The sequence below is a fragment of the Candidatus Parcubacteria bacterium genome (genome assembly GCA_021414235.1).
GTDB lineage: Bacteria > Patescibacteriota > Minisyncoccia > Phycocordibacterales > JAKFXT01 > JAIOOV01.
Map to the genome: position 1 here is coordinate 265,723 of JAIOOV010000004.1, position 20,733 is coordinate 286,455.

Genomic DNA, 20,733 nt, shown 5'->3' on the forward strand with positions numbered 1-20,733 from the left:
CTTTTCCCCGTATTCCGCTATAGTCCTGGTCACCATGTCGCAAGATAGACTCATCAAGCTCGCCTGCAGCAAGTGCAAGCGCGTCAACTATTGGAGCCGCAAGAATAAGAAGAAGGTCGAGCGCAAGATCGAGCTCGCCAAGTGGTGTAAGTGGTGCAAGAAGAAGACTGCTCACAAGGAGGCCAAGAAATAAGCAAAAAGGCGCCCTAGGGCGCCTTTTGCATTGGGGCGGGGGATGCTAGACTCGGTGGCGTAGGGCCTATAGTTTCAATGGTAAAACTCCTCTCTCCAAAAGAGGCGTTCCAGGTTCGAGTCCTGGTGGGCCCGCCATGCTAAAAATCCTTTACACCTACCTCCTCTCGCTTCCTGTCCTAGTTGGACTCGACCTTGTTTGGCTCGGAGTCCTGATGACGAATTTCTATAAATCCCGCCTGGGAGAGATTCTGGCGCCGACGTTCCGTCTCTGGCCTTCCGTCGGCTTTTATCTCATCTACGCGGCAGGGTTACTCTACTTCGTAGCTCTCCCGGCTTTCGAGAAAGGCTCGCTAAGCATAGCGATACTGAATGGCGCGCTCTACGGTTTCGTGGTCTACAGCCTCTACAATCTCATCAATCAGGCTACGCTCGTGAAGTGGTCGTATACCGTCCTTCTTGTGGATACCGCCTGGGGAGTATTTCTTGGAGGGATTATGGGTTTCGTCGCTTACAAACTACTTCAGTTTTTCACTTGATCCGTTAGGAAGCCTTCTGCTACAGCTGCTATTCTCGTATCCTTTCCGTCCTCAAACCACCGTATCTCCTTATTCCTCTTGAACCACGTCTTCTGGCGCTTAGTGTACTGCCAGATTTCATTTAGAAGCTCTTTCTCAAATTCTTCGCGCGTAATCTTTCCCTGGAGCAGGCGGGCCATGTAGCGATATTCAAGTCCAAGTTCCTCCATGCGCTCGTAGGAAAGCCCTTCGGCGTGGAGCTTCTCGGCTTCTACAAGCATGCCTTGTTCCAGGCGTTCTTTGATACGTCTAGAAATCTTTTCCTTCAACACCTCATCTGGAGGCAGGAGGCCGATCTTGAGCACGTCGTATTCTTCTGATGTTTCTACCTTGGGTACTTTCCCGAGGGCTTCCGCGATCTCTACGGCACGTATTAGGCGCATGGGGTTGTGTCGATCTATGTCCGCTGCCCGCTTAGGATCGAGCGCTTCCAGTCTCTGGAAAAGTTCCTCCACTGGAAGTTTTTCCAGTTCCTCTCGTAGTTCTTTGTTCGGCGGAACTTCGGGAAGCACGGTGTTGTTGAGGAGGGTATCCACGTAGAGCCCGGTGCCTCCGCAGATGATAGGGAGTTTGCCGCGGGAGAGGATGTCTTCAATCGCTTTCTTTCCGAGCTTTTGGAAGTCCGAAACAGAGAAGCGCTCCTTCGGGTCGGCGACGTCGAGGAGATGATGGGGAACGCTATTCATCTCCTCTCTGGTTACCTTGCCGGTGCCCAAATCGAGCCCTCGATAGACCTGGCGGGAGTCGGCGGAGATGATCTCGCCGTTAAGGGCGTGGGCGAGGGCTATGGAGAGGGCCGTCTTTCCGGAGGCGGTGGGACCTATGATGGCTATGAGCTGGGGTTTAGACATACTGAGCGGGGAAATGCTAGCATGAGGATATCTTACCCGCTAATACTGAAATACCATGAAGCATGAACACGACGAGGAGATGATGTTTGATGATTGCGATATGGGAATGGTGAGCATCGGCCAGGAAGTACCCAACCTCGAATTTGAGATCTTCCAGAACGACAAGAATAAAACGGTAAAACTTCACGACTACAAAGGGAAGTGGCTTGTCCTCTTCTTCTATCCCGCCGACTTCACCTTCGTCTGTCCGACCGAGCTCGAAGAGCTCGCCGACCAGTACGATGCCTTTAAGAAAGAGGGTGCAGAAATCGTCTCTGTGAGCACGGACACGGTCTTCGTGCACAAGGCCTGGCACGATACCTCGGAAGCAATCAAGAAGATCAAGTTCCCGATGGCGGCCGACCCTTCCGGCAAGATCTCCCGCACTTTCGGCACCTATGTCGAGAACAACGGAGCTGCGTTCACGGACGACGAGGGCCTTTCGCTCCGCGGCACCTTCATCATCAATCCTGAAGGAGTGCTCAAGTCGATGGAGATCAACGACAACAGCATCGGACGCTCTGCGCGCGAGCTCTTCCGCAAGCTCCAGGCGGCTAAGTACGTCTCTACGCATAAGGGCCAGGTATGCCCCGCAAGCTGGGAGCCGGGCAAGGATACACTGAAGCCGGGGATGGATTTGGTGGGGAAGATCTAGATGAATCAAAACAGCCGCTCCTTAAGGAGCGGCTGTTTTGCATTGTGGGCGAGGTGGGACTTGAACCCACACTCCTTTAACAGAACACGATTTTGAGTCGTGCGCGTCTACCATTCCGCCACTCGCCCGTACGCATAGGAGTCTATCCAATAAGCTTCTACCGGGCAAACGGAGAGCTGTGCTAAAATGCCCCCATGTCGCAGTATTACGGAGACGCAATTTTCTGGATTGAGGTCGAACGGATTAAGCCCAATCCCTACCAGCCGCGGCGTGATTTCGATCAAGCCCGTCTCAAGGACCTGGCCGATTCCATCCGCCAATACGGCATCCTTCAGCCGCTTGTGGTGACCCGCCATGAGATTGAGACGCCGGAAGGGGGACTTACCACCGAGTATGAGCTCATCGCCGGAGAGCGCCGCTTGCGCGCTTCTAAGCTCGCTGGTCTCTCTCAGGTACCTGCCATCATCCGCACGAGCAGCACCGCCACGGAGGATCCGCGTCTCAAGCTCGAGCTGGCCATCATTGAGAACCTCCAGCGTGAGGATCTCAATCCAGTGGATCGCGCGCGCGCTTTTGAGCGGCTCACTAAGGAGTTCGGCTTCAAGCATGGCCAGATCGGGGAGAAGATGGGCAAGAGCCGTGAGTATGTGGCCAACACCCTGCGCATCCTCGCTCTGCCCGATTACCTCCTCATGGCCCTCGGGGAAGGGAAGATAAGCGAGGGACACACCCGCCCGCTCCTCATGCTCTCGGATAGGCCGGAAGAGCAAATGACTCTTTTCAAAGAGATCCTCTACAAGCGCCTTACGGTCCGCGAGACGGAGGCTATCGCCCGTCGCATAGCGAACGACAAGGTGCGCAAGAAGGAGTACATCGTCGATCCGGCCCAGCTCGAGCTCGAGCGTAAGCTCACCGAGTCTCTCGGCACCCGCGTGCAGATCGAGCGCAAGGAGAAGGGCGGCAAGATCCTCATCGACTTCTTCTCTTCCGACGACTTGCAGACTATCCTTGCTGGTCTCCATCTTGAGGATGGTTCAGTAAAAAAAGCAATTCCCGACAATCCTTCTCTTTCTGCTTCCGAAGTGCCTACCTCAGAACCTGAAGCTGCTCCAGAACTCATGGACGACCGCTCCAAGGAAGAAAAAGAAGACGAGGACCCTGACCTCTACTCGGTGAAGAATTTCTCTATTTAAAAACCTAGATCTTCCGCCCCCTGCTCTCGAGCATGCTGCGGATGTGTCGCTTGGCGAGTGCGGTCTTGCAGTATCCTACCCATTTCTCTGTGGGGTGGCTTGAAGCCTTGGTCATGATCTCTACGGTGTTGCCGTTGTGGAGCGGGGTATCGATGGAAACCATCTTGCCGTTCACCTTGGCGGCAGAGATGTGGTTGCCGATATCGGAGTGGATCGCGTAGGCGAAGTCGACAGGCGTGGAGTCGACTGGTAGGTCGACCACGTCGCCCTTCGGGGTGAAGACGAACATGCGATGTCCGAAGAAATCCTCACGCAGGTCTTCCATAAAGGCGTCAGGTTGGCTCTCTGCGACATCTTCTGCGAGGTGAGTGATCCACTCCGGTACGTTGCGGAATTCCGCCTTGGTATCCGCAGCGGTCACTTTGCGCGGGGTGAGGGGAATGAGCTTCCTGATCCAGCTGAGGCCCACGGCGGCCATGCCCCTGCCTTCCTTGTAGCTTAGGTGCGAGGCGATGCCGTACTCAGCCTCACGGTGCATCTCTTCGGTGCGGATCTGTACTTCGATGATGCTGCCGTCTCCGGTGAACACAGTGGTGTGTATGCCTTGATAGCCGTTCGGCTTCGGTACGGCGATGTAGTCCTTGATGCGGCCGATGAGGGGGCGCCACAGGTTGTGCACGATGCCGAGCACGCGGTAGCAGTCGGCTACGTTCGTCACGATGATGCGGATGGCAGAGATGTCGTAGACCTTCTCGATATCCATATCCTTGCGCACCAGCTTACGGTAGAGGCTGTAGAGGCCTTTGATGCGGTAATCGCTGCGGAATGCCAGTATGCCTTCCTTGGCGAAGGCTTTCTTGAGCTGGTTCAAGAGCTTGGCGAGGTGCTCTGTCGTATCCTCGCTCTTCTCCCGGAGGAGCTGGTCGGTCTTCTTGTATTCGTTAGGACGGATGTAGGGAAAGGCGAGGTCTTCGAGCTCACGATTCAGCTTGCGCATGCCGAGGCGGTAGGCGAGGGGAGCGTAGACTTCGAGCGTCTCCATGGCGATGCGCTTCTGCTTGGCCTGAGGGACATGCTGGAGCGTCTGCATGTTATGCAGGCGGTCGGTGAGCTTGATGATGAGGACGCGGATGTCCTGGGCCATGGCCACGAAGAGCTTGCGGAGACTCTCGGTGTGGCGTTGGGCTCCGCGGTACTTGAGCTTGCCGAGCTTAGTGACGCCTTCGATGAGGAAAAGAATCTCGGGGCCGAACTCCTGCTCGATGGTCTCGGGAGTGACCCCGGTGTCCTCGATGGTGTCGTGGAGGAGGCCTGCGGCGATGGTGGTGGCGTCCATCTGGAGTTCCGCCAGGTTCTTAGCGGTCGCCACGAGGTGGACGAAGTACGGCTCTCCGGAGTAGCGCTTCTGGGTGCTGTGGGCTTTCTCAGCGAAATGATACGCCTTAGTGACAAGGGCTATATCTTCCTTGCTCGGTCTATCCATCAGGCTGATGATATCCTTGACATCCATGTTATTTAATAGGATACTACGAAGCAGTTAAAATGCAACTTACGAGGGGGTAACTATGGGCGAAGCGCTCGGTAGTGATCAAGGGGACCTTCGTGTTCTGTTACCGGTTCCTACGGCCGAACGGCGTCGCGAGCTAATTCTTCGCAAGCTCATCCCGGCTTGGAAGGAGGGGCTGGTTAGCGACGACGAGCTCGACTGGTTCTTGCTCACTGGTACGGCCTCCTGGGTCGGCCGCTGATGTTCCGCTGCACCAATTGCACCCGGCAACTTCATCGGGTGCCCGCCATATGTCCCTACTGCAGGACGTGGCAGGGAGGAGTTCCTATCCACATGTTCCTCCGCTCGGTACGCCGAGCGAAACGGCCGCCTTCTCGTGAAGGCGGCCGATCTGTTTTTATACCTTCTTCTTCTCTATCTTATGCGGATTGTGGTTCGGGCACGCTTTGTTCGAACATCTCTCAGGGATTGTCTTGGTTCCCTCCATCATGAGTGAGCCGCAGAGTTCGCAGATCTTGCCGGTGGGCTTAGCTTTAATCGCGTTCTTACAGGTAGGGTAGTTAGAGCAGCTGTAGAAGATGCCGAAGCGGCCGCGACGCTCCACCATCTCGCCTTTGCCGCAGGTGGGGCAGGTGACGCCAGTTTTCTTACGTGCCTCCTCTTCCGGACTCTCCTTTATATATTTGCACTTCGGGTAGTTGCTGCAGGCGATGAAGCGGCCGTAGCGGCCATCGCGCTCCATGAGCTTGCCGTCAGCACAGTCCGGGCACTTCTCTCCGGTGAACTTGGGTCCTTCCATCTCCTTGCCGTCGATGGCGCGGGCGCCATCACAGTCGGGATAGGTGGAGCAGGAGAGGAACTTACCGTTCTTTCCGAGCTTGATGATCATTTCGCTCCCACACTTAGGGCAGGGGAACTCCTTGGGGCCGGGACCTAAGTCGGTGAGCTTGTCGATCTTGTCCTTGCTCTTCACGTCCTTGAGGAAGGGGCCGTAGAAATCCTTGAGTGTTTTTAGATATGCGGCGTCGCCATTTGCGATGTCGTCGAGCTTGTTCTCCATCTCCGCAGTGAAATCATCCCCGATGTATTGTTCAAAGTTCTTCTCCAGGAAGGAGCTGACCACGTCACCGGTGTCGGTGGGGAGGAGCGTCTTGCCGTTCTTCTCCACGTAGCCGCGGTCTTGGATGGTCTTGATGATAGAGGCGTAGGTAGACGGGCGTCCGATACCGCGCTTCTCCATCTCCTTTACGAGTCCTGCTTCCGTATAGCGGGAAGGCGGCTCTGTGCTCTTCTCCTCTGTAAAGAGGTTGAGGAGATCGAGTGATTCACCAGCTACCACCTTGGGCAGCTCTACGTCTTCTCCGCGCGCTTCCGGATCTGCCTTGAGCCAGCCATCGAAGAGTACGCGAGAGCCGTTCGCATGGAAGGCGGGGAAATCTTTCGCTTCCACGCCCGCGGCGATGCGCGTGCGCAGAGTGTTGGCATCCGCCATCTGGGACGAGACGACACGCTCCCAGATGAGGTGGTAGAGCTTCTTGGCATCGTCCGTAGCCCCGGCAGATTCCCGCAGTACGTCGGTCACGCGCACGGCTTCGTGGGCTTCCTGCGCGTTCTTGCTCTTGGTCTTGTACTGGCGGGCTTCTGCATACTTGGCGCCGTACTTCTTGGTGACGAGAGCTATGATGGCAGCCTGGGCGTCTGCACCGATCGTCGTACTATCAGTACGCATGTAGGTGATGAGTCCGGCTTCGTAGAGCTTCTGAGCTACGGACATGGTGCGGGAAGGGGAGAAGCCGAGACGAGAGCTCGCCGTCTGCTGGAGAGTAGAAGTAGTGAAAGGAGCACGAGGAGAGCGCTTGGCTTCGGTCTCGTCCACGGAGAGCACTTTCCAAGGTTTTCCTTTTGCCGTCTCTACTATTTTCGCGGTCACCTTCTGATCGCGCGGCTCTTCTTCGCACACCACAGTAAAGGCTGCAGTGCTCTTACCTTTCACCTCTGCGGAGATGACGGAATACGCTTCCGGTACGAAAGCTCTGATCTCACGCTCGCGCTCCATCAGGATGCGCAGCGCCGGAGATTGCACGCGGCCGGCAGAGAGGCCGTAGCGTACCTTCTTCCAGATGAGGCCAGAGAGATCGTAGCCTACGAGACGATCCAGGACGCGGCGGGCTTCCTGAGCCTGCTTGAGCTTGTCATCTATATCGCGGGGATGCTTGAGGGCTTCCCTGATGGCTTTCTCGGTAATCTCGTGGAAAACGACGCGCTTAGGCTTCTTGAGCTTCACCGCCTCTGCGATGTGCCAGGCGATGGCTTCTCCTTCGCGGTCGGGGTCGGTCGCAAGGAGCACTTCGTCGGCTTTCTCCGCGAGTTCCTTGAGTTCCGCGATGACTCCTTCCTTGCCTTTGCTGATCTCGTAGTGGGGGATGAAGCCGCCTTCGATGTCGATGGCTTTCTTGTTGCTCTTCGGGAGATCGCGCACGTGTCCTACGCTCGCGCGCACGACATATTCGCTGCCGAGATATTTCCCGATTGTCTTTGCTTTTGCTGGAGACTCGACAACAAGTAATTTCATGGCGTTATGCGCAGTTATAGTATGGATATTCTCTTATGGCAAACTTCGATATCAGACACGATGAATTTTTCCCAGACGTTCTGTGACTAAACCTTTGATCTCCAAGAGGGACAAAAGCATGTTCACTTCCATAGTGGATCGTCCTAGTTCTTCTGCTAGCACATCGCGGGGCAGTGGCTCGGTCAGAATCTCTAAAACAGCGAGTTCCTCCGGTGCACAGTCGCTCAGCAGCGTCCTTTCAGACACCTCCATATCTGCATCTATATGTAATGCCTCCAGTACATCCCGCCCGCTCTCTACCGGAGTAGCGCCGAGCCGGATGAGCATATGCGGGCCTTCTGAAGTTTTGGAGAAGATGGAGCCAGGGATGGTGAGCACGTCGCGGTTGTAATCCGTGGCGAGACGGGAGGTGATGAGGGTACCGGACCGTTTCTCTGCTTCTACCACTAACACTGCATGTGACATGCCCGCCATGATGCGATTCCTTCTCGGGAAGCTCCAGAGCGTTGCGCGGAAGTCGGGTGCGTACTCGGAGAGGAGCGCGCCGCCACTCTCCAGTATCCGCTTGGCGAGTCCTAGGTGCCGCGCAGGGTAGATCACCTCATCACTGATACCTGAGCCAGGCACGGCAACAGTGAGGAGTCCTGCGTCGAGTGCAGCTACGTGCGCGATGGAGTCGATGCCGAGTGCAAGGCCTGAGACGATGACTACGGGGTAGCCCGCGAGTTCGCGGATTATCTTCTCAACTGCCTCCTTGCCGTAGTCTGTATATTTTCGCGTACCTACGACCGAGAGGAATTTGTATTCCTTCTCGTCGGGGAAGGGGCCGCGCAGATACAGCGTCTTCGGCGGGTTAGGGATCTCGGAAAGGAGCTGCGGGAACTCGATAGGAACGAGCGTGCGTATGCCCTCCATATATATAGGTATATATGGTAGCACCCACTGGCTCTCGGCGGATAATCCTTTTTGCCCTTGTGCACGCCTGTCTGCTACACTAGTACCCACCGAGAAACCCATATGTTAGACATCAAATTCATCCTGGAAACTAAAGACCTCATTGCGGATGCTGCCCGCCGCAAGCACCTCGATTTCGATGTGGAAGCCCTCATCGCCGTAGACGACCGTCGCAAGGCAGCCCTCCTCTCCATCGAGGCGAAGCGAGCTGAGCAGAATGCGGCGTCCCTTAAGATAAGCACTGCTGCGCCTGAGGAGCGCGCTACGCTCATCGCCGAGATGACTACCCTCAAGGAGGCGCTCGGCAAAGAAGAGGAGGATCTCAAGGAGATCATGAAGGAATGGCAGGGGCTCATGGTGCGCGTACCGAATATCCCGGATATGTCCGTGCCGGAAGGGGATAGTGATGCGGACAACCAGGAGGTGAAGGTCTGGGGAGAGAAGCCGCAGTTCTCCTTTGCTCCCAAGAGCCATGTGGAACTCATGGAGAAGCATAAAATGGTGGATCTTGAGCGCGGCTCCAAGGTGGCGGGCTTCCGCGGTTACTTCCTCACGGGTGCAGGAGCGGAACTCAACTTCGCCCTCTGGAAGTTCATCATCGATTTCTGGAGCAAGAAGGGCTTCACCTTCATGATCGCGCCGTCTCTCGTTAAGCGTGAGTCCTTCATGGGTACCGGGTATCTCCCGCAGAGCGAGGAGGATTTGTATAAGACGCAGGACGGGGACTATCTCGCGGGTACCGCGGAGGTGGCCACCATGGGCTACTACATGGACGAAGTGGTGGATAAGGCAGAACTTCCGACCAAGTTCTTCGCCTTCTCTCCCTGCTTCCGCAGGGAAGCAGGGAGCCACGGCAAGGACACCAAGGGCATCATGCGCGTGCATGAGTTCTTCAAGTTCGAGCAGGTGGTGCTCTGCGAAGCGTCTCACGAGGAGTCTGTGCGTTGGCACGAAGAGCTCACCAAGAATTCCGAGGACTTCATCCAGGCGCTTGGTCTCCCGTACCATGTGGTGGTGAACTGTGGAGGAGACCTCGGCCTAGGTCAGGTGAAGAAGTATGACATCGAATGTTGGGTCCCCTCGGAAGGTAAATACCGCGAGACGCACTCTTCTTCCTATTTCCATGATTTCCAGACGCGCCGTCTCAATATCCGCTACAAGGATGCAGAAGGTAAGACTCGTTTTCCGCACTCGCTCAACAACACTGCTGCCGCTACTCCGCGCCTCCTCATCTCTCTCATTGAAAACAATCAGCAGGAAGACGGTTCCATCAAGATACCGGAAGCCCTGCGCCCTTATTTTGGCCGTGACGTAATCTCCTAGGGATATGATTCCTTCCCGGGGCAACGTACAGTCCTCCCGGCTGGCTCAGCGCCGCCGGAAGGTTTTTTTCGTAAAGATCGGGTTCTTCGGCATCCTTTCACTCTTGGTGCTTCTCGGCGCATTCTTCCTCCTGCGTAATGAACGGATCACCATTGTACGCGCCTATACCGAAGGTAACTCTGCTATCAGCACCGAGGATCTGCAGAGAGTGGTGCGCGAGAAGATCAGTGGTTCTTATTTCTATCTGATCCCGAAGAGCAACATCCTTTTCTATCCCCGCGCCGAGGTGGAAGCGGCGATCGCGGCGGCTTTCCCACGGGTTGAGAAAGTAGAGGTAGGGAAGCGCGATCTCACCGCGATCACTGTTTCCGTCGCAGAGAAGCGTCCATACGCACTCTGGTGCGGAGAAGCCTACTCCTCGGCGGATGGCGGCCGCTGCTTCTTCCTCGACAAGAACGGCCAGGTATTCGCCAAGGCGCCGGATTTCTCCGGTGTCGTATTCATGCGCTACTACGGCGGCGGCCTTGGTGGAGATCCGGTAGGGAAGGGAGTGCTGCCCACGGAGGAGTTCAAGACGTTTCAATTCTTCTTAGAGACCTTGAAGAGGGAGGGCTTCGCGGTATCTTCCGTAGCGTTCCTCGGGGGCGGAGTCACCGAGGGGTATTTTGATAATGGAGGGAAGATACTGTTCAACCGCTCGCAGGATCTGGCGCAGGTGATACAGAACCTCAAGCTCCTCATTGAGAGCAGTAATTTCGCAGGTAAGGACTCCTCGGGCAAGTTCCTGGTGGACTATATAGATCTCCAATCCCCCAACAAGATTTTTTATAAGCCGAGGAGCAAAGCGAAGCCGGTAGTGACTACTACGACTTCGACGAGTACGGCGACGACGACGCGTCAGTAAAAAAAAAGAATGGCGGACCTTGCGGGTCCGCCGAGTGCCGGGGGGCTTATTTCTTCTTGTGGGTGGACGCTTCTTCGCTGAGGGATTGAACGATGAGTTTCAGCCGTTCGCGGAAGCTCATCTTCGTGCGGTTTCGCCATCGCTTCATGGCCCGCTGCAAAGGATCCTTGATCCAGTAGTCCCAGATTGGGACGATCGGACCAGCATCCATATTCGCAAGGTCCCGAGCGATGTGGCGCCTGCGAGGACTCTCCTCTGTTTTAAGGAGAATTTGTCCGAATGCCTTCATCATGAGGCACCTCCCTTTCTGGACGGATTATGGCATACGTGTTTTAACTAGCAAATGTCTTTCTGGCGACAACTTAAGAAGCCCGTCATGGTGCTCGCGCCTATGGCTGATGTCACGGATACGGCCTTTCGCCGTATCATCGCCAAGTACGGCAAGCCCGACGTCACCTGGACGGAGTTCGTCTCTGCGGATGGGCTCTGTTCGCCTGGCCGCGAGATCCTTTTGCATGATCTGAAATATACGGAAGCTGAGCGTCCTATTGTCGCTCAGCTCTTCACCTCGCATCCCGAGAAGATGGAACAGGCTGCGGCCCTCGCGGAGAAGCTTGGCTTTGATGGTATCGATATCAACATGGGCTGTCCGGATAGGAGTATAGAGAAGCAGGGTGCAGGTGCGGCCATGATCAAGAATCCTGCCCAGGCCAAGGAAGTCATTCGCGCAGCTAAGCGCGGCACGAAACTGCCCATCTCTGTGAAGACCCGCGTCGGCTACAACAAGGTAGAGCTCGAAGAGTGGCTGCCCGCGCTTCTTGAAGAGGATATCGCCGTGCTCACGGTACACGCGCGTACTAGGAAGGAGATGTCGGCGGTGCCTGCTCGTTGGGAGCATGTGAAGCGAGCGGTAGAGATCAGGGATGCGATGGGCAAGGAGACCCTTATATTCGGTAACGGAGACGTTACTGATCTTGCTGATGCCAGGAAGAAGATATCGGAGACGGGGGCGGATGGAGTAATGCTCGGTCGTGCCATCTTCGGCAATCCGTGGCTCTTCGCTGAGAAGATCCCTTCGCTCGAAGAGAAGCTGCGGGTGATGGTGGAGCACACCAAGGCCTTTGAAGATCTGCTCGGGGGAGTGAAGAGCTTTTCCATAATGAAGAAGCACTACAAGGCGTATGTGAACGGCTTCGACGGGGCCAAGGAGCTGCGGGTGGAGCTTATGGAAGCCAAGGACGCGGCGGAGGTGGCGGCGATCACGGAGAGGTTCTTGAAGAGCGACGCTTGATTGCCTCCGCTCGGCGGGTGTGGTTAACTTTTCCCGAACTGAACATTGGGAGGCGTAGATGGATGACGGTTCATGCGTAGGCCTGTCGGGCGCCGATAAGGCGGCGGTCTTCAAAGCCATGTTCGATGCGGAGGGGTGCATCAGTTTTCCTGCTGAACCCCTGGTCCTCAGTTCAGGGATCCTCTCTCCGGTCTTCTTCGATATGCAGCGGCTTCCGAGCGTGGCTGCCTGGCGGGGGATCATCGCTCTCTTCGGCCGGGTCATCGATCCCAGCATACGCAGGATCGCTGGCGTGTATTCCGGCGGGGTCTTCCATGCCCCGACCATCGGCTACACCCTCGGCAAGGAGCATATCTGCGTGCGTCCCGCGCATGACGAGTCGGGGAAGGGGCGTCCTCATGTCTTGTACTCTGGCAACCTCAGCGGTTCCAGCATCATCCTCGTCGAGGACGCGGTGACGACGGCAGGAAGCCTGACCAGGGCAGCTACCCACTTGCGCAGCCCCGATGTCGGCGCGGTGGTCAAGGAGGCCGTCTCTATCCTGAGCTATGACTTTGCCGAGACGAGGGAGAACCTGGTGAAAGCTGGGATCGTCCTGTACTCCCTCGTCACTCTGGCCGAACTCATCAGCGAGATGCTTCGGAGGGAGTTCATCCCCGAGAAGAAGGCGGCACTCGTCCGGGAGTGGCACAAGGATCCCCGGGCTTTCCGCTTCTGACCCCCTATTTCTGGCCCAGCCGCTTCGCGCGGCTGGGCCCTTCTTTTTTGGTATACTCTCTCCATGTCCGACGAAGTCCTCTATCGCAAATACCGCCCCAAGGACTTCTCCGAAGTCCGCGGTCAGGATCATGTAGTGAAGCCGCTCCAAGCTGCCTCCGAGAACAATAAGGTAGCCCATGCCTATCTCTTCTCCGGCTCCCGCGGCACGGGTAAGACCAGCATCGCTCGTATATTTGCCCGCTCTCTCGGGGTTTCCCCTGAGGATTTCTATGAAATAGACGGTGCGTCGAACCGCGGTATCGATGAAGTGCGCGAGCTCCGCGAGGCCGTGCACACGCTGCCGTTCCGCTCTCCCTACAAGGTGTACCTCATCGACGAGGCGCACATGCTCACGCCGCAGGCCTGGAATGCGCTCCTTAAGACCCTGGAAGAACCGCCTGCGCATGTGATCTTCATGTTCGCCACCACCGAGCTCGACAAGGTGCTAGAGACAGTCATCTCCCGTTGTCAGGTATTTACGCTGAAGAAGCCGCCCCTCTCTGTGCTCAAGGATACGGTGCTTCATGTAGCCAAGGCGGAAGGCTTTACGCTCGAAGCTGCTTCTGCGGAACTGGTGGCGCTCATGGGTGATGGTTCTTTCCGCGATACGCTCGGGATATTGCAGAAGGTGATCGGGGCTTCGGGGGACAAGAGGATAAGCAAGGAGGAGGTGGAGATGGTTACAGGTGCTCCGCGTGGGAGCCTCTTAAACGATGTGCTTCTTGGTATCGAGGAGGCGGATCTCGGCCGTGCGCTTGGAGCTATCCGTACTGCCGCGAGCCAGAACATTGATTTCTCCGTATTTACGAGGCTTCTCTTGGAGCGTATGCGTGCGCTCCTCTTCCTCCGCTTCGTGAAGTCTTCTGAAGAAGAGTTGCGCCAGACCTTCGGGGAAGAGGATTTTAAGGTGCTCTCGGAGCTAGCAGGGAAGAAGGGTTCTCGTATTACTTCGGCGACACTCTCTGAGTTCCTCTCCGCGAGTGCTCAAGTGGGCTATGTGGCCGTGCCTGAGCTACCCTTACAGCTCGCGCTGATGAGGGTCATAGGGGAGGGGAAACAGGCGTAAGCCTGTGCTAGGCTAGCAGAGTCAGGATATTGGGGGATCGTCTAACGGCAGGACCGTGGCCTTTGAAGCCATGAATTTTGGTTCGAATCCAAATCCCCCAGCAAAGTTGAGATAGGTTCGGAGTCGTTTCTCAAATATTGATCCTTCGGTAAGGGTTGTATTTTGTATGGATAACCCGGTATGGATTTCGTATCTCAGATGCTACTGTTTATTCAGGCTCATCGAGCCGGAAGTCTAGTCATTCAAACTGATTACGGAGGTTTCGTCATGAAGAGACTCGGCATTCTCATGCTCCTCGTGGGCGTGATGTTCCTTTCGAGCGTTGGCGTCGCCAGCGCAACGAGCCACGGCGGCGCTCCTGCGAGCATGAGCCTCGTGGCGATGCTGATGTTCGAGATCGAACACTTCATCATCCACATGGGGCTGACCATGCAGGCGCTCCTGCTGTGCATCCTCTCGCCGTCATATGGCTGGACGATGCTCGGCGACCAGACGCTCTGCGCGTCCGTCACGCCGCTCGTCGGCCTGCTGTTCGGCTCGGCCGCGGGCGCTCTCGCGACCTTCGTGCTCACGATCGTCGCTGCTGCGCTGCTTTTCGTCTGGCTCGTGGAGAAGGCGTGGTTCGCCCTTCTGCGCGTGTCATCCAGGCAGCGGATCATTTCGACCGCCGCCTGAGCATCTGTGGCGGCGTCGGTATGGAGGCCGGGATTCGTCCCGGCCTCTTTCCTTTTGTATACTTCGTGCATGTCGATCGACAGTCTCTTTAAAGGCAAACTCGATCTTACGGGGTGGGAGCGTTACCGCGTCACTGAAGATTTTTCGTACGAAGGGGTTCCTATTCCTGGACTCCGTCAGGAAGCCTACCAGCGCCTGATTGACGGCGTGCTAGTGTCGATCGGTGTTTTCCATTACCGCGGCGTCCCTGCGTATATCGCATGGGGAGAGAAGGCCGCCTATCACTGCGGTTTCCACGCGCCTCTCTCGCCGGAGGCGATCGTGTTCGATACGCGCATCAGCTGCCCCGAAGTGAAGCCGATGAAGGATTTCCAGGGTCAGGTGACGGGGTTTGTACTCGATGGAAAAGAGACGTTTGGAAGCGGGTCGCTCGTTCCAGAGATCGTGAGTATGAAGGATATAAAGAGATTCCTTCCTCTTGTTCTCGCGCTCGCCCTTGTCACCGGATGGGCGACGGTCAGGAACTTCCCGCTCGGCGATTCCCATGCGTGGCACGGATGGATGATCGACTTTATGGCGGGCTTCTTCCTCCTGTTCGGCGGGTTGAAGGTCGCGGATATCCGCGGCTTCGCCAGGGCGTACGGTAAGTACGATCTTATCGCCATGCGGTTCCCCGCATGGGGTTACCTCTATGCGCTGCTCGAGGTGGGGCTCGGGGTGCTTTACCTCACCAGGTCTTTCCTGGTCGCTGCGAACGTGGGGACCATCTTCCTTCTTGGTATCGCTTCTATCGGGGTGTATCGGAAATTACGTAAAAAGGACGATACGGCGTGCGCGTGCCTCGGCGCTTTCTTCTCTGTCCCTATTACCTGGCTCACTCTCGCTGAGAATATCCTGATGATCGGGATGGCGGTCGCGATGCTCTAGCGTCCATGACTCCCTCCGAGCCAGAGGAGCCTCATTGAATTAACCACAGGGGCATATCGATGCAGGCGGTATACTTGTTGTATGAATAAAAAAGACTGGCTCGCGCTTGCGGGATTCGTGGCCCTCGCGCAGGGTGCGGGCATCCTCGGATCACTATTCACTGCGCCCTCAATCGGCACATGGTACGCCACTCTCGTGCGTCCGGAGCTCTCTCCACCCAACTGGGTATTCGCCCCGGTGTGGACGACGCTCTTCCTCCTCATGGGTATCGCCGCGTTCCTGGTGTGGCGGCAGGGAAGGAAGGGGAGAGTGGCGCTCGGCATCTTCCTCCTCCAGCTCGTGCTCAATACGCTCTGGTCCATACTCTTCTTCGGTCTACAGAGCCCGGGTGCTGCTCTCGTCGATATCGTCTTCCTCTGGTTGGCTATAGTGGCGACGATCATCGCTTTTGCGCGGGTCTCCACTCCTGCCGCCTGGCTCCTTGCACCCTACATCGCCTGGGTCTCCTTCGCTGCCTACCTCAACTACGCGATCTGGACGCTGAATTAGACTCTGGGCGTTCCTGCGGGGTTCCTCCTTGCGCTATACTACCGGCATGAATACATCATCGCTTCTCGCTACGCTCCGTATCGCGATAGGGTGCTTCTTTTTCTATGCCGGTATCGTAAAAGTGATGAATCCCGCCTGGTCTGCCGCGGGGTTCTTGAATAACGCGAAGACATTTCCGGAATTCTATGCCTGGTTTGCACAGCCCGGCATCCTCCCGTGGACGAACCTGCTGAACGAATGGAGTCTGACCCTGGTCGGGGTAGCGCTCATCCTTGGCATCGGCGTCCGCTTGGCCTCCTTCGGCGGCATCCTCCTTATGGCTCTCTACTACTTCCCGTCGCTCTCATTCCCGTACGCAGGGGATCACGCCTACATCGTAGACGAGCACGTCATCTATGCTCTGCTTCTCGCATATCTCGCGGCAATGAAGGCTGGACGAGTATGGGGACTCGAACGCTGGTGCGCGAACCTGTCGCTGTGCACCCGTTTCCCGAAACTGCGCGCATTGCTCGGATAATTTTTAGCGGAAAGAAGCCAGATCCTTGGGATCCTGGAGGGCTGTCCACATACCTATATCCTGCGCTCCGCCGAGGCTGAAGACGGCGATACCTCGTACGCCGAGTTCGCGGGCGAGCGCTACCTTGTCGGCGATAGCTGTCGCATCACTCCAGGTGAGGTAGTTGAATGGCTTGGTGGTGTCTACTTGGGAGCCGAGGTTCTGGGCAACTGAAGTCGAGGGCGTGGTTTGTGCCTGCTGGAGCTCTGTAGAGTTGTCTCCGCTCGGAGCGATCGCGGCGAGCTTGGCCGGATCGTAAGTGAAGCCCATCTCGTTGGCGCTCGTTCTCATCGGAGTGATGCCGAGCTGAGCCGCTATCTGCTTCCCATAGTTGGGATTGAAGGCCCAGAGCCTCTTGTAGCTGAAGCCGCCGCTGAGGAGGGGAGTGACCTCGTATTCATAGCCATAGGTGGGCACGCCGATGATGATCTTGTCCTTGGCAATACTTTGCGCGGCGAGCTGGACGAGCACGCCTACCCAGCCTGGATCGGCGACAGGAGCATAGGGAGCGGAGCGGGCGGCATTCAGGCGCTTGTCGATTGTGCCCTGATCGTAGGCCATGATCTCTACGCGGTCACAGTAGCGATTGAGCGCATTGTAGTCATTGGCATAGTCCATGGCATCCGGGGGAATGGTCTGCCCAGGGAGATAGCGGCTCTCAAGCGGCATGCGCGCCTCGATGGTGCAGTAGATGAGTTTCTCTCCCATGCGCATGTCGAGTCCTTTGAGGAAGGTGGAGAAATAGTCGATGGTCTCGTGTTTCTTGGCCTCGAAATCGATGTCGATACCATCGAAGTTGTTGTCTTTCACTAGCGCAGCGATCTCGTCTTCGAGTGCGATGCGGGCTCTCTGGTTGCTCAGTACGTTGTGGATAGGTCCACCTTCGAGCCAGACGACGGTGGGTACTACTTTGACGCCCCGGGCCTTGGCGGCAGCGATGAGTCCGGTCCAGGGATCCTGTGAGAACTTGTCCTTGCCGAGGAGCTTGCCCGTATCGGACACCTTGTAGCCGAAGGGCATGATGGAAGAGAGCTTGCTGAGGTTAGGGATGACATCCTTGGTGCCGGAGGCAGCGCGCCAATCAGGAACCCAACCGGAGAACTCCAGAGGGCCAGTGTAGGGGCCAGTGAGAGATTTGCCAGTGAGGTTTCCAGGATTCTGGGTGCCATCCGCAGGTCCTTCTGCTACGCCGCCGAGTACTGCGCGGGTCTTGGGTCCGTAGACGCCATAGCCTGCTGTGCGTGAGCCTGCGCAGACTATTTTCTTTTCGCACTGGAACTTCTTGAGGGCGGCTTCCGTGAGGGCTCCGAAGTAGCTGGTGGCCTTACCTTGAGCCAGATATCCTCCAGCGATGAGCTTATTCTGCATCGCGGTAACGTCGGCTCCGGAGTGGCCGAGCCAGAGGGAGCGTACGGCTGCTTCTGCGCTTATGGGCGCAAAAGCGAAGCTGGCGAGGATAAATAAAGAAACAGAGAATATGAATGAGCGTGTCATGTTCATATAATATCAGACGCATCGGGAGCCGCCTTCTGTCAGCTTCTTCTTTTGTTGGTGTGCGCGGGTATAATTAACCCATGAGTACTCAAAAAATAACCCCGCATCTCTGGTTCGACAAAGAAGCCAAGGAGGCCACCGCCTTCTACGCTACTCTCTTTCCGGATTCCAAGGTGAATAGCGTGAATACTATTACCGGTACTCCTTCGGGAGACTGTGACATCGTCTCCTTCACGCTCGCGGGAGAGGATTTCATGGCAATCAGTGCGGGTCCCTACTTCAAGCTCAATCCCTCCATCTCGCTCTTTGTCGTCTTCGACAACGAAGCAGATATCAAGGCAACCTGGGACAAACTCATCGAAGGAGGCAAGGCACTCATGGCCTACGACACGTATCCGTGGGCCAAGAAGTACGGCTGGCTGCAGGATAAGTATGGACTCACCTGGCAGCTCTCCTGGAGCGAGAATCACCAGCTCTCCCAGAAGATCACGCCTCTCCTCATGTTCACCAAAGAGTTCGCCGGCAAGGCAGAGCAGGCGATTAAGACCTACACGGAACTCTTCCCGGATTCTAAGATAGAGATGTCTGTGCCCTACGCAGCGGGCGAAGGCGACAAGGAAGGCTACATCAAGCATGCCCGCTTCACGCTCTGTGGGCAGGGCTTCATGGCGATGGACAGCTCAGGTCCTCACGAGTTCGTCTTTAATGAAGCTTTCTCACTCATCGTGCACTGCGATACCCAGGAGGAGATCGATCGCTACTGGGTGGCGCTCTCCGCAGTGCCTGAGTCGGAGCAGTGTGGCTGGCTCAAGGATAAGTTCGGAGTGTCTTGGCAGATCGTCCCCACGGTCATGAACGAGATGCTCGCGAGCGGGGACACAGAGAAGGTGAAGCGGGTTACAGAGGCTTTCCTCAAGATGAAGAAGTTCGACATCGCGGAGCTTGAGCGTGCTGCGAAAGGAGAATAGTTAAATATATAAAATTAAATATGACCAAAGGAAAATACGTAGACGGATTCGTACTGGTGGTGCCGAAGAAGAACGTGGAGGCCTACAAGAAGATGGCCAAGGAAGGAGCGAGGGCGTGGATGAAGCACGGAGCGCTTGATTATAAAGAGTGCATGATGGACGACGCCACTCCTCCGAATGTCAGCCTCACGTTCCCTAAGATGACCAAGGCAAAAGAAGATGAGACCGTCTTCTTCTCCTATATCGTCTTCAATTCGAGGAAGCATCGCGACCAGGTGAATGCCAAGGTGATGAAGGAAATGGAGACTAAATACGACAAAGACTTCAAGATGCCGTTCGATATGAAGCGTATGGCGTACGGTGGCTTTACGGTGGAAGTGAGCGCTTAGCGTTACGGAGCGGGCGGTGTAGAGTACTGCAACATGCCTTCCGTTGAAACCAAATACGACCTGATTGTAGTGGGTGGCGGCGCCTCTGGCCTCATGGCTGCGGGGCGGGCGGCTGAGCGCGGCCTACGTGTTCTTCTGTTGGAGAAGAATCGCAAGGTAGGGGAGAAGCTGCGTATCTCCGGCGGCGGCCGTTGCAATATCACTAACGCGGAGCTTGATGAGCGTGTGCTTCTCAAGGCCTACGGCAAAGCCGAGCAATTTCTCTACTCGCTCTTCTCACAGTTCGGTGTACAGGACACTTTTAATTTCTTCGAGTCCCGCGGGCTTCCGCTCGTAGTACAGGCGCGTAAGCGTGCGTTCCCTGCGACCGAGAAAGCAGAGGATGTGGTGCGACTGCTTCAGAAGTATGCGGGTGATGGGGGAGTCAGGGTTATGACAGCCTCACCTGTTACTCAGGTCTTGGGGGACAAGAAAGGTATCACCGGTATCGTCTGCGGTACGAATACCTATCAGGCGGACAACTATCTCTTCTCCACTGGCAGTGTCTCGCATCCGGAGACTGGCTCAACGGGAGATGGACTCTCCTGGCTCAAGGGACTCGGGCATACCGTGCTTCAACCGACGCCTACCATCGTGCCGCTTGCGGTGAAGGAGGCGTGGAGTAAGACGCTCGCGGGTGTCTCTCTTTCCTTCATGAAGATCACCTTTTTCGTGGAGGGTAAGAAAGCATTTTCTGAGACAGGTAAGATCCTGTTCACTCATTTCGGTCTCTCGGGTCCTTTGATATTGAATAGCGCGAACAAGGTCGCCGATCTGATCCACGATGGACTAGTGACTGCGACCATTGACGCATATCCGCATACCGACCTGGGAGCGCTCGAGAAGAGCATCATTTCGGTCTTTGATGCCAACAAGAACAAGACGTTCAAGAACATCATCTCTGAATTCGTGCCCAAGGGAACAGCAAAGGGGATACTGCTTCTCCTTGCGGAGCATATGGATATCACTACCAAGGTTCACTCGGTGAGCAAGGAGGATCGTAAGAAAGTCGTACGGCTACTCAAAGCTCTCCCGCTCACTATCGAAGGACTCATGGGATTCGATAGGGCGGTGATCGCGGATGGCGGTGTAGCGCTCGAGGAGATAGACATGCGCACTATGCGATCGAAGATTGTACCCAATCTTTTTGTGACCGGTGACCTGCTTCACATCACCCGGCCTTCTGGTGGCTTCTCTCTCCAGCTCTGCTGGTCTACTGGTTATGTGGCAGGAAGTAGTGTCGGAATGTAGA

22 protein-coding genes and 3 tRNA genes are annotated in these 20,733 nt (G+C 56.2%); 18 read left to right on the plus strand and 7 right to left on the minus strand.

The features are described from left to right. Positions 1–34: 34 nt before the first annotated feature. From rpmG to K8Q93_02375, 3 genes are all read left to right on the plus strand, one after another. Positions 35–193: a 50S ribosomal protein L33 gene (rpmG, locus tag K8Q93_02365; GenBank protein ID MCE9644058.1), complete on the plus strand. Its 159-nt coding sequence runs from the start codon at positions 35–37 to the stop codon at positions 191–193. 62 nt (positions 194–255) lie between these two features. Continuing rightward, positions 256–330, plus strand: a tRNA-Trp gene (locus tag K8Q93_02370). Continuing rightward, positions 330–731, plus strand: coding sequence for a DUF2177 family protein (locus K8Q93_02375; GenBank protein ID MCE9644059.1), 402 nt, complete (start codon positions 330–332; stop codon positions 729–731). Before K8Q93_02370 ends, K8Q93_02375 begins: the two co-directional genes overlap by 1 nt. Here K8Q93_02375 and miaA read toward each other — a convergent pair. After that, complete coding sequence (gene miaA, locus K8Q93_02380; protein MCE9644060.1) at positions 716–1,621, minus strand: tRNA (adenosine(37)-N6)-dimethylallyltransferase MiaA; 906 nt, start codon at positions 1,619–1,621, stop codon at positions 716–718. The two genes, K8Q93_02375 and miaA, sit on opposite strands and share 16 nt — an antisense overlap. 106 nt (positions 1,622–1,727) lie before the next feature. Between miaA and K8Q93_02385 the strand changes: the two genes are divergently transcribed. Beyond that, the gene (locus K8Q93_02385) at positions 1,728–2,315 is read left to right on the plus strand and encodes a redoxin domain-containing protein (protein ID MCE9644061.1); all 588 of its coding nucleotides are present in this window, start codon (positions 1,728–1,730) and stop codon (positions 2,313–2,315) included. A 45-nt stretch (positions 2,316–2,360) separates the two neighbouring features. On the opposite strand, the gene K8Q93_02390 is transcribed toward K8Q93_02385, so the two are convergent. After that, positions 2,361–2,443 (minus strand) — tRNA-Leu (locus K8Q93_02390). 66 nt (positions 2,444–2,509) lie between these two features. Here K8Q93_02390 and K8Q93_02395 point away from each other — a divergent pair. Next, positions 2,510–3,508: a ParB/RepB/Spo0J family partition protein gene (locus K8Q93_02395; protein ID MCE9644062.1), complete on the plus strand. Its 999-nt coding sequence runs from the start codon at positions 2,510–2,512 to the stop codon at positions 3,506–3,508. A 4-nt stretch (positions 3,509–3,512) separates the two neighbouring features. Here the strand turns inward: K8Q93_02395 and K8Q93_02400 are convergent, their stop codons facing one another. From K8Q93_02400 to dprA, 3 genes are all read right to left on the minus strand, one after another. Beyond that, positions 3,513–5,018, minus strand: coding sequence for a RelA/SpoT family protein (locus tag K8Q93_02400; protein MCE9644063.1), 1,506 nt, complete (start codon positions 5,016–5,018; stop codon positions 3,513–3,515). Between the two features lie 394 nt (positions 5,019–5,412). Continuing rightward, the gene (gene topA, locus K8Q93_02405) at positions 5,413–7,587 is read right to left on the minus strand and encodes a type I DNA topoisomerase (GenBank protein ID MCE9644064.1); all 2,175 of its coding nucleotides are present in this window, start codon (positions 7,585–7,587) and stop codon (positions 5,413–5,415) included. 51 nt (positions 7,588–7,638) lie between these two features. Next, a complete protein-coding gene (gene dprA / locus K8Q93_02410) occupies positions 7,639–8,502 on the minus strand; it encodes a DNA-processing protein DprA (protein MCE9644065.1) in 864 nt (287 codons plus the stop codon). A gap of 102 nt (positions 8,503–8,604) precedes the next feature. Here dprA and serS point away from each other — a divergent pair, with 102 nt between their 5' ends. Together serS and K8Q93_02420 are read left to right on the plus strand one after the other, a co-directional pair. Beyond that, on the plus strand, positions 8,605–9,864 hold the full coding sequence (gene serS, locus K8Q93_02415; GenBank protein MCE9644066.1) for a serine--tRNA ligase: 1,260 nt from the start codon (positions 8,605–8,607) through the stop codon (positions 9,862–9,864). 4 nt (positions 9,865–9,868) lie between these two features. Further along, positions 9,869–10,768: a hypothetical protein gene (locus tag K8Q93_02420; protein ID MCE9644067.1), complete on the plus strand. Its 900-nt coding sequence runs from the start codon at positions 9,869–9,871 to the stop codon at positions 10,766–10,768. Between the two features lie 46 nt (positions 10,769–10,814). On the opposite strand, the gene K8Q93_02425 is transcribed toward K8Q93_02420, so the two are convergent. Next, a complete protein-coding gene (locus K8Q93_02425; protein ID MCE9644068.1) occupies positions 10,815–11,060 on the minus strand; it encodes a hypothetical protein in 246 nt (81 codons plus the stop codon). A gap of 51 nt (positions 11,061–11,111) precedes the next feature. Between K8Q93_02425 and K8Q93_02430 the strand changes: the two genes are divergently transcribed. From K8Q93_02430 to K8Q93_02465, 8 genes are all read left to right on the plus strand, one after another. After that, positions 11,112–12,059, plus strand: coding sequence for a tRNA-dihydrouridine synthase (locus K8Q93_02430; protein MCE9644069.1), 948 nt, complete (start codon positions 11,112–11,114; stop codon positions 12,057–12,059). Positions 12,060–12,117: 58 nt separating this feature from the next. Next, positions 12,118–12,777, plus strand: a complete 660-nt coding sequence (locus K8Q93_02435) for a hypothetical protein (GenBank protein MCE9644070.1) — start codon at positions 12,118–12,120, stop codon at positions 12,775–12,777. Between the two features lie 63 nt (positions 12,778–12,840). Continuing rightward, on the plus strand, positions 12,841–13,884 hold the full coding sequence (dnaX, locus tag K8Q93_02440; protein MCE9644071.1) for a DNA polymerase III subunit gamma/tau: 1,044 nt from the start codon (positions 12,841–12,843) through the stop codon (positions 13,882–13,884). Between the two features lie 30 nt (positions 13,885–13,914). Next, positions 13,915–13,985: transfer RNA gene (locus K8Q93_02445), tRNA-Gln, on the plus strand. Positions 13,986–14,064: 79 nt separating this feature from the next. Then, positions 14,065–14,559 carry a hypothetical protein gene (locus K8Q93_02450; GenBank protein MCE9644072.1) on the plus strand — a complete coding sequence of 165 codons (495 nt, stop codon included), beginning with the start codon at positions 14,065–14,067 and terminating at the stop codon, positions 14,557–14,559. Positions 14,560–14,628: 69 nt separating this feature from the next. Next, complete coding sequence (locus K8Q93_02455; GenBank protein MCE9644073.1) at positions 14,629–15,486, plus strand: hypothetical protein; 858 nt, start codon at positions 14,629–14,631, stop codon at positions 15,484–15,486. Positions 15,487–15,567: 81 nt separating this feature from the next. Beyond that, complete coding sequence (locus tag K8Q93_02460; GenBank protein ID MCE9644074.1) at positions 15,568–16,035, plus strand: tryptophan-rich sensory protein; 468 nt, start codon at positions 15,568–15,570, stop codon at positions 16,033–16,035. A 46-nt stretch (positions 16,036–16,081) separates the two neighbouring features. Next, the gene (locus K8Q93_02465) at positions 16,082–16,552 is read left to right on the plus strand and encodes a DoxX family protein (protein ID MCE9644075.1); all 471 of its coding nucleotides are present in this window, start codon (positions 16,082–16,084) and stop codon (positions 16,550–16,552) included. Between the two features lie 3 nt (positions 16,553–16,555). Here K8Q93_02465 and K8Q93_02470 read toward each other — a convergent pair whose 3' ends face one another. Next, positions 16,556–18,085 (minus strand): peptidoglycan-binding protein, encoded by a 1,530-nt coding sequence (locus K8Q93_02470; GenBank protein MCE9644076.1) that lies wholly within the window; start codon positions 18,083–18,085, stop codon positions 16,556–16,558. An 80-nt stretch (positions 18,086–18,165) separates the two neighbouring features. On the opposite strand from K8Q93_02470, the gene K8Q93_02475 reads away from it, so the two are divergent. Genes K8Q93_02475 through K8Q93_02485 form a run of 3 tightly spaced genes read left to right on the plus strand, consistent with a single transcriptional unit; the run spans position 18,166 to position 20,732 of the window. Beyond that, positions 18,166–19,053: a VOC family protein gene (locus tag K8Q93_02475; protein MCE9644077.1), complete on the plus strand. Its 888-nt coding sequence runs from the start codon at positions 18,166–18,168 to the stop codon at positions 19,051–19,053. Positions 19,054–19,073: 20 nt separating this feature from the next. After that, positions 19,074–19,442 (plus strand): DUF1428 domain-containing protein, encoded by a 369-nt coding sequence (locus K8Q93_02480; protein ID MCE9644078.1) that lies wholly within the window; start codon positions 19,074–19,076, stop codon positions 19,440–19,442. Between the two features lie 33 nt (positions 19,443–19,475). Next, on the plus strand, positions 19,476–20,732 hold the full coding sequence (locus K8Q93_02485; protein ID MCE9644079.1) for an NAD(P)/FAD-dependent oxidoreductase: 1,257 nt from the start codon (positions 19,476–19,478) through the stop codon (positions 20,730–20,732). The last annotated feature ends 1 nt before the right edge of the window (position 20,733 follow it).

Bases quoted from the DNA above. Each gene is read 5' to 3' on its own strand.
- K8Q93_02425 (MCE9644068.1), bottom strand. From the start codon at position 11,060: ATGATGAAGGCATTCGGACAAATTCTCCTTAAAACAGAGGAGAGTCCT.
- K8Q93_02465 (MCE9644075.1), top strand. From the start codon at position 16,082: ATGAATACATCATCGCTTCTCGCTACGCTCCGTATCGCGATAGGGTGC.
- miaA (MCE9644060.1), bottom strand. From the start codon at position 1,621: ATGTCTAAACCCCAGCTCATAGCCATCATAGGTCCCACCGCCTCCGGA.
- K8Q93_02455 (MCE9644073.1), top strand. From the start codon at position 14,629: ATGTCGATCGACAGTCTCTTTAAAGGCAAACTCGATCTTACGGGGTGG.
- K8Q93_02470 (MCE9644076.1), bottom strand. From the start codon at position 18,085: ATGACACGCTCATTCATATTCTCTGTTTCTTTATTTATCCTCGCCAGC.
- K8Q93_02450 (MCE9644072.1), top strand. From the start codon at position 14,065: ATGGATTTCGTATCTCAGATGCTACTGTTTATTCAGGCTCATCGAGCC.
- serS (MCE9644066.1), top strand. From the start codon at position 8,605: ATGTTAGACATCAAATTCATCCTGGAAACTAAAGACCTCATTGCGGAT.
- K8Q93_02385 (MCE9644061.1), top strand. From the start codon at position 1,728: ATGGTGAGCATCGGCCAGGAAGTACCCAACCTCGAATTTGAGATCTTC.
- rpmG (MCE9644058.1), top strand. From the start codon at position 35: ATGTCGCAAGATAGACTCATCAAGCTCGCCTGCAGCAAGTGCAAGCGC.
- topA (MCE9644064.1), bottom strand. From the start codon at position 7,587: ATGAAATTACTTGTTGTCGAGTCTCCAGCAAAAGCAAAGACAATCGGG.
- K8Q93_02400 (MCE9644063.1), bottom strand. From the start codon at position 5,018: ATGGATGTCAAGGATATCATCAGCCTGATGGATAGACCGAGCAAGGAA.
- K8Q93_02435 (MCE9644070.1), top strand. From the start codon at position 12,118: ATGGATGACGGTTCATGCGTAGGCCTGTCGGGCGCCGATAAGGCGGCG.
- K8Q93_02430 (MCE9644069.1), top strand. From the start codon at position 11,112: ATGTCTTTCTGGCGACAACTTAAGAAGCCCGTCATGGTGCTCGCGCCT.
- dnaX (MCE9644071.1), top strand. From the start codon at position 12,841: ATGTCCGACGAAGTCCTCTATCGCAAATACCGCCCCAAGGACTTCTCC.
- dprA (MCE9644065.1), bottom strand. From the start codon at position 8,502: ATGGAGGGCATACGCACGCTCGTTCCTATCGAGTTCCCGCAGCTCCTT.
- K8Q93_02420 (MCE9644067.1), top strand. From the start codon at position 9,869: ATGATTCCTTCCCGGGGCAACGTACAGTCCTCCCGGCTGGCTCAGCGC.
- K8Q93_02375 (MCE9644059.1), top strand. From the start codon at position 330: ATGCTAAAAATCCTTTACACCTACCTCCTCTCGCTTCCTGTCCTAGTT.
- K8Q93_02395 (MCE9644062.1), top strand. From the start codon at position 2,510: ATGTCGCAGTATTACGGAGACGCAATTTTCTGGATTGAGGTCGAACGG.
- K8Q93_02485 (MCE9644079.1), top strand. From the start codon at position 19,476: ATGCCTTCCGTTGAAACCAAATACGACCTGATTGTAGTGGGTGGCGGC.
- K8Q93_02460 (MCE9644074.1), top strand. From the start codon at position 15,568: ATGAATAAAAAAGACTGGCTCGCGCTTGCGGGATTCGTGGCCCTCGCG.
- K8Q93_02480 (MCE9644078.1), top strand. From the start codon at position 19,074: ATGACCAAAGGAAAATACGTAGACGGATTCGTACTGGTGGTGCCGAAG.
- K8Q93_02475 (MCE9644077.1), top strand. From the start codon at position 18,166: ATGAGTACTCAAAAAATAACCCCGCATCTCTGGTTCGACAAAGAAGCC.